The organism is Pseudomonas sp. Irchel s3b5 (assembly GCF_900187435.1).
Lineage (GTDB): Bacteria > Pseudomonadota > Gammaproteobacteria > Pseudomonadales > Pseudomonadaceae > Aquipseudomonas.
This window is the reverse complement of record NZ_FYDY01000008.1, coordinates 101,485-115,754: the sequence shown is the minus strand read 5'-3', so window position 1 is coordinate 115,754 and position 14,270 is coordinate 101,485. Positions and strand designations below refer to the sequence as shown.

The 14,270-nt window shown below is 60.2% G+C and carries 9 protein-coding genes; 3 read left to right on the top strand and 6 right to left on the bottom strand.

Going from position 1 to position 14,270, the window contains the following annotated elements; all coding sequences use genetic code 11:
* Positions 1-33 precede the first annotated feature (33 nt).
* The 3 genes from CKW15_RS11660 to speB are packed head-to-tail and all read right to left on the bottom strand — an operon-like array spanning position 34 to position 2,985.
* Positions 34-1,548, bottom strand: coding sequence for a cytosine permease (locus CKW15_RS11660; RefSeq protein ID WP_095152156.1), 1,515 nt, complete (start codon positions 1,546-1,548; stop codon positions 34-36).
* 54 nt (positions 1,549-1,602) lie between these two features.
* A complete protein-coding gene (locus CKW15_RS11655; protein WP_095058958.1) occupies positions 1,603-2,025 on the bottom strand; it encodes a nuclear transport factor 2 family protein in 423 nt (140 codons plus the stop codon).
* 9 nt (positions 2,026-2,034) lie between these two features.
* Entirely contained in the window at positions 2,035-2,985 is a 951-nt protein-coding gene (gene speB, locus CKW15_RS11650) for an agmatinase (protein ID WP_047532133.1), read from the bottom strand.
* 337 nt (positions 2,986-3,322) lie between these two features.
* Here speB and CKW15_RS11645 point away from each other — a divergent pair, with 337 nt between their 5' ends.
* Positions 3,323-4,216: a LysR family transcriptional regulator gene (locus CKW15_RS11645; protein WP_053156392.1), complete on the top strand. Its 894-nt coding sequence runs from the start codon at positions 3,323-3,325 to the stop codon at positions 4,214-4,216.
* 5 nt (positions 4,217-4,221) lie between these two features.
* The gene (locus CKW15_RS11640; protein WP_095058959.1) at positions 4,222-4,815 is read left to right on the top strand and encodes a tRNA-uridine aminocarboxypropyltransferase; all 594 of its coding nucleotides are present in this window, start codon (positions 4,222-4,224) and stop codon (positions 4,813-4,815) included.
* 56 nt (positions 4,816-4,871) lie between these two features.
* Here CKW15_RS11640 and CKW15_RS11635 read toward each other — a convergent pair whose 3' ends face one another.
* From CKW15_RS11635 to CKW15_RS11625, 3 genes are all read right to left on the bottom strand, one after another.
* Positions 4,872-6,239 (bottom strand): HlyD family type I secretion periplasmic adaptor subunit, encoded by a 1,368-nt coding sequence (locus CKW15_RS11635; protein ID WP_095058960.1) that lies wholly within the window; start codon positions 6,237-6,239, stop codon positions 4,872-4,874.
* 9 nt (positions 6,240-6,248) lie between these two features.
* The gene (locus tag CKW15_RS11630) at positions 6,249-8,408 is read right to left on the bottom strand and encodes a type I secretion system permease/ATPase (RefSeq protein WP_095152155.1); all 2,160 of its coding nucleotides are present in this window, start codon (positions 8,406-8,408) and stop codon (positions 6,249-6,251) included.
* Between the two features lie 138 nt (positions 8,409-8,546).
* Positions 8,547-9,905 (bottom strand): TolC family outer membrane protein, encoded by a 1,359-nt coding sequence (locus CKW15_RS11625; protein ID WP_095152154.1) that lies wholly within the window; start codon positions 9,903-9,905, stop codon positions 8,547-8,549.
* Between the two features lie 591 nt (positions 9,906-10,496).
* Here CKW15_RS11625 and CKW15_RS11620 point away from each other — a divergent pair.
* Positions 10,497-14,270: retention module-containing protein (locus CKW15_RS11620; RefSeq protein WP_143498425.1), on the top strand; the 3,774-nt coding region annotated here is incomplete at its 3' end.

Genomic DNA, 14,270 nt, shown 5'->3' with positions numbered 1-14,270 from the left:
CAGAGGTCACCTCAAGGCCCTGTCTTCAAAAAATCAGGCGGCTTGGTGCATCGCCGGTTTAGCGAGCGAATCCGTGCTCTTGCTGCGTGGGTCATTCGGGCCAAACACCGCGCTCGATTCCGGGAACAGACTCAGCAGCGCCAGGTACACCAGCGAGGCCAGGCCCAGGGTCACCGGCAGGCTGATGTCGATACCACCGGCCATTTCGCCCAGCGGACCGACGAACTGCCCCGGCAGATTCACGAAGCACAGGCCGACGGCCGCGCTCGGGATCCAGGCACCCAGGCCGCGCCAGTTCCAGCCGTGGGTAAACCAGTAGCGGCCACCTTTTTCGCCACGGGTGAACACTTGCAAGTCATCCGGGCAGTAGAAGCCGCGACGTACCAGCAGGCCGATGATCATGATCACCATCCATGGGGTGGTGCAGGTGATGATCAGCACGGCGAAAGTCGACACGCTCTGCACCAGGTTCGCCGCGAAGCGTCCGATGAAGATGAAGGCAATCGACATCACACCGATCAGCAGCGTGGCTTTGACTCGCGACAGCACCTGTGGGAACACGCTGGACATGTCCAAGCCGGTGCCGTACAGCGAAGTGGTGCCGGTGGACATGCCGCCGATCACCGCAATCAGGCACACCGGCAGGAAGAACCAGCTCGGCGAAACTGCCAGCAGACCGCCGACGTAGTTGTTCGCTGCGATGTAGTCCGGTGCCTTGACCGCTACGATGGTGGCGGTGACCAGGCCGAACAGGAACGGGATCAGCGTGGCCAATTGCGCAGCGATCACCGACACCATGATCCGGCCTTTCGGCGTTTCCCGCGGGATGTAACGCGACCAGTCGCCGAGGAATGCACCGAAGGAAATCGGGTTGCTCATGGCCACCAGCGCGGCGCCGATAAACGCAGCCCAGAAACCCGCCTGGCCCATGGCGACGGTGCCGGCGTACTGGCTGTCGAATGCAGGGGCGAAAGCGAAAACACCCAGCAGGAACAGCAGGCTCGCCGCCCACACCGCGATGCGGTTGACCCACAACATGAAGCGGAAGCCATAGATGCAGACGGTCAAAACCAGCAACGCGAACAAACCGTAGGCCAGGCCCAGGGTCAGATCGGTTTCCGGCAGATCGATCAGGCGTTTGGCGCCGCCTACCAACGCATCTCCCGAACTCCAGACGGAGAGCGAGAAGAACGCGATGGCGGTCAACAGCGACAGGAAGGAACCGACGATACGCCCGTGCACACCGAAGTGTGCGCCGGAAGACACGGCGTTGTTGGTGCCATTGATCGGCCCGAACAGGCCCATCGGCGCCAGGATCAGCGCACCGAGCACCACGCCCAGCACAATCGCCCAGACCCCAGCCTGGAATGAAAGGCCGAACAGCACCGGGAAACTGCCGAGCACGGCGGTGGCAAAGGTGTTGGCGCCGCCGAAGATCAGGCGAAACAAATCGCTGGGACGGGCGGTACGCTCATGGTCCGGGATCTGTTCGACCCCGTTTGTTTCAATGCGGCTAAGGCTTTTTTCTTTGTTGTTGTTGTTATTCATGATCTGCTCCGATCATAAAGGCGCGCTCATCGTGTGTGAGCGTCACCTGTTTGGCTAAGGGGGTGGCAGCCCTTCCGGCATGGCGGACAAATGTTCGTGGCAGGCCAGCCATAGGCCTTGTTGTTCTTGGCCAGACGCTTGTTTCTTGAAAACAATCGTCTCGCGCTCCTGGCTAAAGTGCTGCTCCCCTTGCATGCGCAGCTCGGTGGCCACGTCATGGATGAAAATCGCCACGTCACCCTGGAGGCTGACGAAAGCGTTGCTTGAGGTGCACGAAAGCACCTCGAAGCCATCCTCGGAGCGCCAGCCGTCCCACATCGCCTGATAGGCGTCGCGCGACAGCAGGGGTTGTTCGAGGGTGTAGAAGACGAAGCTGGCATCGGCGCTGAACGCGCCGAAGTAGGCTTCGCGATCGTTACGGGAAAACGCCGACACCAGATCGGCGGCGGCTTTCAAAACCTGATCACGTTCGGTCATGACCCTTCCTCAGCGGTGGACTACGCCAGGCAGTACGCAGAGCATTTCGTACAGCAGGTTGGCGGCCAGCAGCGAGGTGTTGCCGGTGGTGTCATAAGCGGGCGAGACTTCTACCAGATCGCAACCGACCAGGTCGAGGCCCTGGCAGCCACGAACGATCTCAATGGCCTGAATGGTCGTCAGCCCACCGATTTCCGGGGTGCCGGTGCCAGGCGCCCAGGCCGGGTCGATGCCGTCGATGTCGAAGCTCAGGTACACCGGGCCGCCGCCGACTTTCTCGCGGACTTCAGCCATCAGTGGCGCCAGGGATTTGTGCCAGCACTCTTCGGCCTGAACCACACGGAAACCCTGGTTGCGGCTCCAGTTGAAGTCGTCGGCGGTGTAACCCTGGGCGCGCAGGCCGATCTGCACGACACGGTCCGGATCCAGCAGGCCTTCTTCGACGGCGCGGCGGAAGGTGGTGCCGTGGGCGATTTTCTCGCCGAACATGTGATCGTTCACATCGGCGTGAGCGTCGATGTGCACCAGGCCGACCTTGCCGTGCTTTTTATGGATGGCACGCAGGATGGGCAGGGTGATGGTGTGGTCGCCGCCGAGGGTCAGCGGGATCACGTCGTGTTCGAGGATGTTGTCGTAGGATTCTTCGATGATCCGTACGGCATCCAGTAAGTTGAAGGTGTTGATAGCGATGTCGCCGATGTCGGCAACCGACAGCGAGTCAAACGGGGCAGCGCCGGTGGCCATGTTGTACGGGCGGATCATCACCGACTCGGCGCGGATTTCGCGAGGTCCGAAACGGGTGCCGGGGCGCAGCGAAGTACCGATGTCCAGTGGCACGCCTACGAAGGCAGCGTCCAGACCGGCAGCGGTGTTCAAGTGGGGGAGTCGCATCATGGTGGCGATGCCGCCGAAGCGCGGCATTTCGTTGCCGCCCAGTGGTTGGTGAAGAATCTTGTCCACGGGTAAGGCCTCATCGTCGTTGTTTTATTTATTGGTTGCGCCGTTCACGGAAGGTACGGGCACCGATTTGTGCGGATTCTGCGAAATGTAGTGGCCGGGAAGAATCGCTACGGGCAAATACTTAGTTCAGATTTTTCTAAACTAATAGCTGGGACAGCGATAGACTTAAGGTGCTCCGCAGAATCCTGTGGCGAGGGAGCTTGCTCCCGCTGGGGTGCGAAGCAGCCCCAAACCATTCACCCCAGTGCGGCAGACAAACCTCATGAGCAGGTTTACGACTGCTGCGCAGCCGAGCGGGAGCAAGCTCCCTCGCCACAAGAGCAGGAGCCCCCCCCCCATGGCCAACGCTTTACCCGACCTCAAACTATTGCGCATCTTCGTCAGCGTGGTACGCCATCAGGGGTTCGCCAATGCCCAGCATGAGCTCAACCTCTCGACATCGGCGATCAGCACCTACATGAGCCAGCTCGAATCGGCCCTCGGCCTGGTGCTCTGCCATCGTGGGCGTGGCGGTTTCAGCCTGACCAGCAAGGGTGAGCTGTTCCATCAGGAGACCCTGCGTCTGCTGGGTGAACTCGAAGGCTTCGAGCAGTACGCCGCCGCCCTCAAGGGCGAGTTGCGCGGGACGTTGAACCTCGGCGTGATCGACTCGACCGTCAGCGATAAAGCCTTGCCGTTCGCCGAAGCCATCGGCGCCTACAGCCAGGAACACCCGGCCGTGCACCTGCACCTGTCGGTCATGAGCCCATACGAATTGCAGCTGGGCGTGCAGGACAACCGACTCGACCTGGCCATCGGTGCGTTCTCCACCCGCATGAGCGGACTGGTGTACATGCCGCTCTACCGCGAGCAACATTGGCTGTATTGCAGCACGCGGCATCCGCTGTTTAACGAGCGGCGCATTCCCGAGCAGGTCATCACTCAGCAGCGCATGGTCGGTCGCGGTTACTGGAGCCAGGCCGAACTGGCGCGCCACGGCTTCAAGCACAGTGCTGCGACGGTGGAAAGCATGGAGGCCCAGTTGATTCTGGTGCTGTCCGGCGCCTATATCGGTTACTTGCCGGAGCACTACGCCCAGGCCTGGGCCGACAAGGGGGATTTACGTGTGCTGTTGCCGGCGACGTTCGGCTATCAGGCGCCATTTTCGATGATCGTGCGACGGGGGCGTAGCCGGGAGCCGCTGATCCAGACCTTCCGCGATTTGCTTAAAGCTCAACTGAATCAGGCCTGAAAACGATGTCCAGAATCCAATGCCCGCGCTGCCTGCGTCCGCAAACCCACTGCCTGTGCCCGTTGATTCCGAGCCTCGACAGCCGCACCCGGGTGCTGCTGTTGCAGCATCCGAGTGAAGTCAATCATGCCTTGAACACGGCACGTCTGGCCGCGCTGGGTTTGAATCGTGCCGAGTTGATCGTGGGGGAGGTGTTCGAGGATTTGTCGGCGCTGTTGAATCAGCCGGGGTATCGGGCACGGTTGCTGTTTCCGGGCGAGGACGCTCAACCGATGCAGGCTTACGCTGACAGTGAAGAGCCGTTGCTGCTGGTGGTCCCCGACGGCACTTGGCGCAAGGCGCGCAAGATGCTGCACCTCAATCCGCTGTTGGCGGCGTTGCCGAGGGTGACGCTGGCGGAAGGGGGGGTGTCCCGTTATCGGCTGCGCAAGGCACCGGGACCAGGGGCGTTGTCGACGGTGGAGGCGATTGTGCAGGCGTTGGAAGCCCTCGAAGCACCGACCACGTTTGCACCGTTGTTGAAACCGTTCGAGGCGTTGATCGAGGGGCAGATTGCGGCGATGGGGGAGGAGGTTTACCGCAAGAATCACAAGCAATGAAGTTCTTTGTGGAGCGGGAGCAAGCTCCCTCGCCACAACAGCCCTGCAACTCAGGCCTACCTTTCCCGCATCGCCTCAGTCCGCGCCTTCAGCACCGGTTTGAGCAAGTAGTCGAGCACCGTTTTCTCCCCGGTAATAATGTCTACCGTCGCCACCATCCCCGGAATGATCAGCAGCGGTTTCACGTCCCCGCCCAAGTGGTTTTTATCGGTGCGCACCTGGATCAGGTAGAAGCTGTTGCCCTTGTCATCGGTGATGGTATCGGCGCCGATCAGCTCCAGTTTGGCGCTCAAGCCGCCGTAGATCGTGTAATCGTAGGCACTGAACTTGACCATGGCTTTCTGGCCCGGGTGCAGGAATGCCACGTCCTGTGGCCGCACTTTGGCCTCGATCAGCAAGTTGTCTTCCAGTGGCACGATTTCCACCATGTCGCTGCCCGGCTGGACCACACCGCCGATGGTATTGACCTTCAGCAGTTTGATAATGCCCTTGACCGGTGAGGTCACCGTGGTGCGGGTCACGCGGTCGTCGATGGCGATGCTCGTGGCCGTGATTTTCGACAGATCGGTGCGTTTCTCGTTCAGCTCCTTGGCCGCTTCCGAGCGGAAGGTTTGTTCCGACTCGTCGATCTTGCTGCGGATCTCGGCAATCGCCGACTCCGCACGGGGGATGGCCAGGGTGGTCGCGTTCAGCGAACCGCGAATCTCCACGGCGCTGCGCTTGAGTCGCAGGATTTCCACGGGTGAAACGGCACCGGTCTTGACCAGTGGTTCGGACATGTTCATCTCTTGATTGACCAGCGCCAGGCTTGAACTGTATTGCCCTGCCTTGGAACGGAACTCCGCGAGTTCCTGGGTTTTCTGCCGCAGTTGTTCGCTCAAGGTGCGCTGCTCACTGGCCAGTCGGCGTTGCCGTTGTTCGTACAGCGAGCGCTCGTCTTCGGCCACTTGCGGGGCCTTGGCGATCACTTCTGCCGACAGCAGGAACGGCCGGCCTTCGGCTTCCGCTGACAAGCGTTCGACCTGTGCGGTCAGGGCATAACGATCGACTTCGCTTTCGCCCTTGTTCGACAGGTAGCGCGTGTCATCCAGGCGCAGCAGGGTGTCGCCCTTGTTCACCATTTGCCCTTCGCGCACGAATATTTCGCTGACGATCCCGCCTTCAAGGTTCTGGATGACCTGGACTTTGCTCGACGGGATCGCCTTGCCTTCGCCCATGGTCACTTCCTGGAGCACGGCGAATTTAGCCCAGAGCACGGCGCTGACAACCAACCCGGCCGCGAGCCATACGGTGATCCGCGACCAGCGCGGCGAGTCTTGCAGTGCGGCGCCGGCGGTTTCCGGCATGAACTCTGTTTCGGCGCTTTTGTTGAAACTGTCGAAGTAGCCGCGATCGTTCGACGGTACAGGCTGATCAGCAGACATGGGCGACTCCTAGGCAGCCGCAGAGCCGACGCGGCCCTTGCGCAGTGCATCGATGACCGCTTCTTTCGGACCGTCAGCGACGATCCGCCCGTTGTCCAGGACGACCAGCCGATCCACCAGGCTGAGCATTGATGTGCGGTGAGTCACCAACAAGACGGTTTTACCCTGGACCAGGCTATGGAGTTTTTGCCGAAGAATGTCTTCACTGGTGTTGTCCATGGCGCTAGTGGGTTCGTCGAGCAGCATGATCGGCGGGTCGAGCAGCAATGCCCGAGCGAGCAACACGGCCTGGCGTTGACCGCCGGACAACAGTTGCCCACGTTCGCCCACAGGCCGGTCGAAACCTTGGGGATGCTGGCGGGCCAGTTCGGTGACACCGGTGAGTTCCGCCACTTCCAGCATGCGGGCGTCGCTGATATAGCGCGCGCCGAGGGTCAGGTTGTCACGCAGGCTGCCGGCCAGCAGTGGCAGGTCGTGGGCGACGTAACCGATTTGATGGCGCAGGTCGGCGACGTCCAGTTGCCGCAGGTCCAGGCCATCGAGCAGCAGTTGGCCTTCTGCCGGTTCGTAGAAACCCATCACCAGACGCGCCAGGGTGCTTTTGCCCGAACCGCTGCGGCCGATGATGCCGATGCGTTCACCGGGTTTGACGCTGAAACTGACATTGTTCAGCGCCGGGGCGCTTTGGCCGTTGTAGTGGAAGGTTACGCCCACGACATCCAGCCCCCCTTTCAGTTGGGTGCGCTCAAGTGGCCGTTGCCGGGCATCGCGCTCCTGAGGCAGGCCCATCAGCGCGTCAGTGCTTTTCATGGTCAGTTGCGCTTGTTGGTAGCGAGTGATCAGGCCGGCGATCTGCCCCAGTGGCGCGAGCACCCGACTGCCCAGCATGTAGGTCGCCACCAGTGCGCCCACGCTGAGGTTGCCGGCGATGATGCTGTAGACCCCGGCAATGATGGTTGCCATGCCGGAGACCTGCTGGATGAACAGCGTGCCGTTGGTGGCCATGGCAGAGAGATTGCGCGCATGGCTGTCGAGGCGGGTGAGGGCGCCGTGGGTGCTTTCCCATCGGTGCTGGCGCTCGCTTTCGGCGCTGCAGGCCTTGAGGGTTTCCAGGCCGCTGAGGGTTTCGATCAGCAAGGCCTGGCGCTCGGCGCCCAGGCTCAGGCTTTTCTGCACGGTGTCGCGCAGCCGTACCTGAATCACCATGGCGAAGATAATGGTGATGGGAAACGCCAGCACCGGAATCACCACCAGCCAACCGCCGAGCAGAGCGATCACCACCAGCATCAGCAAGGCGAAGGGCAGGTCGATCAGGCTGGTCAGTGTCACGGCGGTGAGAAACTCACGCAGGCCCTGGAAGTCATGAATGCTTTGGGCAAATCCGCCGATGGTCGCCGGCCGTGCTTTCATCGACATGCCGGTGATGCGTTCGAACAGCGTCGCGGACAGGATGACGTCGGTTTTCTTGCCGGCGGTATCGAGCAAGTGCGCCCGCACTATCCGCAACACCAGTTCGAAACCGGTGCCGATCAGCAGGCCGATCGACAGCACCCACAGGGTCGAGGTGGCCTGGTTCGGCACCACGCGGTCGTAGGTCTGCATCACGAACAGCGGCACCATCAAGCCCAGCAGGTTGATCAGGAAACTCGCCAGAATTGCGTCGCTGTATAGCCATTTCGACAGTTTCAGGGTGTCGCGAAACCAGGCTTGCACCCGCGGTACCAGTGGCGAACGCAGGTCTTCAAGTTCATGCCGAGGACGGGCAAACAAGGCCTGTCCGGCGTAATGTTCCTCTAGCTCTTCAGGGCTGATCCATTGTTCTCCGCCGTCAGCTTCGCTGGGCAGAATAAGCACCCGACCGTCCTCAGCATAACGACGCAGGACGGCCGTGCGGCCATTGTTGAGCAACAGCATCACGGGCAGGTTGAGCGGGGAGATGTCTTTGAGGTCGCGGCGCAGCAAGCGTGCCTGTAAACCGGCGCGGGCCGCAGCGCGCGGCAGCAGGTCCAGGCTCAGGCGTTGGTGTGCCATTGGCAACCCGGCACTGAGGCTGGCACGACTGACCGTCGCACCGTGGAGTTTGCAGAGGATCAACAGACCGTCCAAAAGCGGGTCATCGAAACTCAGGCGCGGATCGACACCAGTATTGCCGGGTTCCATGCTGGTCAAATTGATCGCTCCGGTTGCACTACAACAATTGGCATCGACACGCTGAACTGCAGGAGCTATCGAAGGCTCGGGCCGCGGTCGATCGATCTTGTGAATAGACAAGATCAAAAGATCGCTGCCTTCGGCAGCGCCTACAAGTTACTTCAGTTCAGGCAAACGGGCTTCGCTCTTCACTTCGGTCTGGGCAACGGCGTCGGCAGGCAACACTACGTGCTGTTTGCTGAGCAACTGGCCCATGTTCGCCAGCACGCGGTACATCGAGAACTCCTCGGTGTAGCGCACTTCTGTGTAGCGACGGTTGGCGTTGTAGAGCTCGTTTTCACTGTCGAGCAAGTCGAGCAAGGTGCGTTGGCCGAGGCCGAACTGATCCTGGTAAGCCATGCGTACGCGCTTACTGGTGTCGGCGTATTCGCGGGCGGTCGGGGTTTGTTTCTTGGCATTGACCATGGCGTTCCAGGCCAGGTGAATGTTTTCGTTGAGCTGGCGCAGGGCGTTGTTACGGATGTCCATCGCCTGATTGATCTTGTGCGCGTCGGAGGCCAGGCGAGCCTTGTCGCTGCCACCACGGAACAGGTTGTAGTTCATCACCACGCCGACACGCCATTCGTTGTCATGGCCTTCATCGCCCTGAATGTTGTTGTTCGCACCCACCGCAGCCTCGGCATCGAAGCGTGGGTAGAACGGCGACTTGGCGACTTCGTACTGACTCTCGGCCGATTGCACGTCGGCCTGGGCGGATTTCAGGTAAGGGTTGTTTTCCATCATGCTTTGCTGGGCATCCGACAGGCCTGCGGGTAATTCGCCACGGATCGATGGCGGGGTTTCCAGCTCATCGGGCAAGCGCCCTACAACGGCGTAGAAGTTCGACTCGGCATCGGCCAGATCGACTTCGGCGGTGTCGAGGTTGTTTTCCGCCAGTGCCCGGCGAGCAGTGGACTGGTCGGCGTCGGCGGTACTGCCAATGCCGCGCTGGGTGCGCAGGCCGATCTGGTCGTTGACCCGCAAGTGCGCTTGCAGGTTGTTCTTGGCCAGGGTCACCAGTTCACGGCGCTTGAGTACTTCGAGGTAAACCTCGGTGGTGCGCAGCGCCAGATCCTGGGCGGTGCCCTGAGCGTAATAGGCTCGGGAGTTGACCACTCCTTTGGTGCGCTCGACTTCATTAGAGGTGTTGAACCCGTCGAAGAGCATTTGCCGCAGGCGCAGCTCCGACTGGGTGTAGTTGAGGATTTCGGTGTGGTGATCGCCAAATGCCCGGGTACTGGTGTTGTCGCTGTATCCGCGCCCGTACGCAGCATTTAGATCAACCGATGGGTAAAAGCCCCCTTTGGCGACTTTCACGTCTTCATCGGCCGACAGTCGGCTGTCTACCCTCGATGCCAGTTCCGGGTGGGTCGCGATGGTGCTCTGGATCGCATCGGTCAGCGACATCGCATGAGCTTGGGATGAGCAGGCCATCGCCAGAAGAATCGCACTGCAGAGGGGGGTTAGTTGGCGCATGGGTGCATCTCCCTGAATCCTGATGGTACTTATTAGTCGCCAATTATTTGACGACATTTATAGGCAAAACCGTTTCATGCTTGTAACAACAGAGCTAAGAACATTTTCGAGTTTAGCTAAGAAATTTTTTTCATAGCGGTTATTCCAAAAAAAACTTATGCACCTCGCCAAATCCAGCACATTGTTCACACCGGAAGCCCTTGAATTACGAGCTGTAGGGCGCTCGTCGAGGACTTTTAAAAAGTTCCAATCCACTTATCGACATAGGGCAGGGAAGTGCAGGAAGGGAGGGGAGCGAACGATTTTATGGCGACGGTTTTTTGTCACTCTGTTGTTTCAAGATCGTTACGCATCACTCACAGGCAAGTTGTTGCGGAACAGGGATGCGATGCCATTGATTGCATAGGATTTTTCCCGAACCGAAAACATTGCGGTGAGTGAAATGGCAGGTCGAGATTGTCGCCGGGGCTATGACGTACGTCATGTAACTGGCACCCGGCAGACAATCCGGCAGGCTACCCGCTCGAGCCACTAGCACGTTCTTCGCTCAAACCAAGGTGCCGACAGCGGTTGGCAGCGGAGGAAGTACACATGGCTACGCAAATCGGCACCGTCAGTCAGGTTATCGGTCAAGTTTTCGTGCAGTCGAGCGACGGCACGCGCCGCGCTGTGGTCGAGGGCGATCGTTTGTTTGCCGGAGAACAATTGTCCACGGGCGCGGAAGGCGCGGTGGCGGTCCGTCTGCAAAATGGCCAGGAGCTGACGCTCGGGCGCGACAGCAGTCAGCAACTGACGACTCAGATGCTCGAGAAGCAGATCCCCCATGTCGAAACCGCTGAAGCAGCGACGCCGAGCCAGTCACAGCTGAGCGATGTTGAACAGCTGCAAAAAGCAATCGCGGCCGGCGATGACCCGACCCAAACCGCTGAAGCCACCGCTGCCGGTCCAACGACTACGACTGCAACGGGTGGTGCGCCGGGTGGCGGTCACAGTTTTGTCATGCTCGAAGAAGTGGGTGGACGGGTCGATCCCACCATCGGTTTCCCCACTGCCGGTTTCAACGGCATTCCAGAATTCCCCGAAGAGCGTCTGAACGCTGCTCCGGAAGAAGTTGTGCCTGCCGATGCGCCAGTGATCGTGCCACCTAATAATCCGGTCACCCTCGATGGTCTATCGGTGACGGGCGGCGAGTTGACTGTCAACGAAGCCAATCTGGCCGACGGTTCCGCCGGGAACGCCGGTGCGTTGACGCAAAACGGCACGTTCACTGTTTCGGCACCCGATGGCTTGAGCAGTCTGAGTGTCGGCGGGATCAACGTGGTCAGCGGTGGTGTGGCCTCCGGCTTCCCGCAGTCGATCACCACGCTGCTGGGCAGCACCCTGACAATCACCGGATACAACCCCGCCACGGGCGTGGTCAGTTACAGCTATACCCTCAACGGCAGCGAAACCCATGCGAGCGTTGAGGGCGCCAATAGCGTCGGTGAACAATTCACCGTGGTGGCTGGCGACAGCAACGGGGACAGCGTCACCGGTTCCCTGGACATCAACATCACCGATGACGTGCCCAATGCGGTTAACGATGGCAATGGCACTGCCTCGGAAACCCAGCTGACCCTCAACGGCAACGTGTTGACCAACGACGTGCAAGGCGCCGACCGAATTGCTGTTGGAGAGAATTCCGGCCCGATCACCCCCGGCACGTTTACCGGTACTTACGGCACGTTGGTACTGAACGCCAACGGCACGTACACCTACACCCTCACGACCACGGATGCGGATTTCAAAGCCCTGCACGGTGGTGGCAACGGCACGGAAACTTTCACCTATACGCTGACGGACGCCGATGGCGATACCAGCACCGCGAACCTGGTCCTGCAGATCCAGAACAACGATGACCCGATCACGATTGGTGGGTTAAGCGTCAACGGTGGCGAGCTCACCGTCTTCGAGAAAAACCTCAGCGACGGCAGTGATGCGAACAACTCGGCACTGACCCAGAGCGGCACCTTCACCATCACCGCGCCGGACGGCGTGCAAACCCTGACCTTTGGCGGTATCGCCGTGGTTACTGATGGCGTGGCTGCTGGTTTTCCACAATCGGTTGCTACACCGTTGGGCAGTATATTGACCGTCACCGGGTTCGATGCCACGACAGGCGTCGTCAGTTACAGCTACACCTTGGTCGATAACGAAACGCACCCTGATGCGGGTGGCGCCAACTCACTGGGTGAGCAGTTTGCTGTCACGGTGGTCGATGACAATGGCACCACGGCCAATGCCACGTTCGACGTCAGCATCATCGACGACCTGCCGCAAGGCGTGAATGACTCCAACGCCGGCACTGCCTCGGAAACTCTGCTGACCCTCAATGGCAATGTATTAACCAATGATGTGCAAGGCGCTGACCGCGTATCGATTGGCGAAAATACCGGCCCGATCACTGCCGGTGTTTTCATCGGTACTTACGGCACGTTGGTACTGAACGCCAACGGCACGTATAGCTACTCCCTGGACACCACGGATGCCGACTTCAAAGCCCTGACCGGCGGAGGCAACGGCACCGAAACCTTCACCTACACCATCACCGATGCAGACGGCGATACCAGCACTGCAAACCTGGTGCTGCAGATCCACAACAATGACGATGGGGTGACCATCGATGGCCTCAACGTCAACGGTGGTGAACTCAGCGTCTACGAGAAGAACCTCAGCGATGGCAGCGATGCGAACAACACAGCTCTGACCCAGAGCGGCACGTTCACCATTACCGCGTTGGACGGTGTGCAAACCCTCACCGTGGGCGGGATTGCCGTGGTTACCAACGGCGCAAGCGCAGGCTTTCCGCAATCGGTCACCACGCCGTTGGGCAGTACACTGACCATCACCGGATTCGATGCCACGACAGGCGTCGTCAGCTACAGCTACACCCTGGTCGATAACGAAACGCACCCTAATGCTGATGGCGCCAACTCACTGCCCGAGCAGTTTGCGGTCACGGTGGTCGATGACAATGGCACCACTGCCAATGCCACACTCGACGTCAACATCATTGATGACTTGCCGCAAGGCGTGGACGACACCAACGCTGGCACGGCCTCGGAAACCAATCTGACGCTGAGCGGCAATGTTCTCGGTAACGATGTGCAGGGCGCCGACCGCGTCCCGGTTGGTGAAAGTGCCGGCCCGATCACTGCCGGTAACTTCACCGGCACTTACGGCACGTTGGCCCTGAACGCCAACGGTACGTACACCTACACCCTCACGACCACGGATGCGGATTTCAAAGCGCTGCATGGCGGTGGCAACGGCACCGAAACCTTCACCTACACCATCACCGATGCGGACGGCGATACCAGCACTGCGAACCTGGTGCTGCAGATCCACAACAATGACGATGGGGTGACCATCGATGGACTCAACGTCAACGGTGGTGAGCTGACTGTCTACGAGAAAAACCTCTTCGACGGCAGCGATGCGGACAACACAGCACTGACCCAGAGCGGCACCTTCACCATCACCGCGCTGGACGGCGTGCAAACCCTTACCGTGGGCGGTATCGCGGTCGTCAGCAACGGCGTGGCGGCTGGTTTCCCGCAATCTACCGGCACCCCGCTGGGCAGCACGCTGACCATCACCGGGTTCAACGCCACAACCGGTGTTGTCAGTTACAGCTACACCCTGGTCGATAACGAAGCGCACCCTAATGCGAGTGGCGCCAACTCACTGCCTGAGCAGTTTGCGGTCACGGTGGTCGATGACAATGGCACCACGGCCAATGCCACACTCGACGTCAACATCATTGATGACTTGCCGCAAGGCGTGGACGACACCAACGCTGGCACGGCCTCGGAAACCAATCTGACGCTGAGCGGCAATGTTCTCGGTAACGATGTGCAGGGCGCCGACCGCATCCCGGTTGGTGAACCGGCCGGCCCGATTACTGGCGGTAACTTCACCGGCACTTACGGCACGTTGGCCCTGAACGCCAACGGTACGTATACCTACACCCTTACGACCACGGATGCGGATTTCAAAGCGCTGCATGGCGGTGGCAACGGCACCGAAACCTTCACCTACACCATCACCGATGCGGACGGCGATACCAGCACTGCAAACCTGGTGCTGCAGATCCACAACAATGACGATGGAGTGACCATCGATGGCCTCAACGTCAACGGTGGTGAGCTGACTGTCTACGAGAAAAACCTCTTCGACGGCAGCGATGCGAGCAACACAGCACTGACCCAGAGCGGCACCTTCACCATCACCGCGCTGGACGGCGTGCAAACCCTCACCGTGGGCGGTATCGCCGTCGTCAGCAACGGCGTGGCGGTTGGTTTTCCGCAATCTATCGGCACACCG

Excerpts from the sequence above, each read along its gene's own strand:
- CKW15_RS11660 (WP_095152156.1), bottom strand. The coding sequence starts at position 1,548 with ATGAATAACAACAACAACAAAGAAAAAAGCCTTAGCCGCATTGAAACA.
- CKW15_RS11655 (WP_095058958.1), bottom strand. The coding sequence starts at position 2,025 with ATGACCGAACGTGATCAGGTTTTGAAAGCCGCCGCCGATCTGGTGTCG.
- CKW15_RS11645 (WP_053156392.1), top strand. The coding sequence starts at position 3,323 with ATGGCCAACGCTTTACCCGACCTCAAACTATTGCGCATCTTCGTCAGC.
- CKW15_RS11640 (WP_095058959.1), top strand. The coding sequence starts at position 4,222 with ATGTCCAGAATCCAATGCCCGCGCTGCCTGCGTCCGCAAACCCACTGC.
- CKW15_RS11635 (WP_095058960.1), bottom strand. The coding sequence starts at position 6,239 with ATGTCTGCTGATCAGCCTGTACCGTCGAACGATCGCGGCTACTTCGAC.
- CKW15_RS11625 (WP_095152154.1), bottom strand. The coding sequence starts at position 9,905 with ATGCGCCAACTAACCCCCCTCTGCAGTGCGATTCTTCTGGCGATGGCC.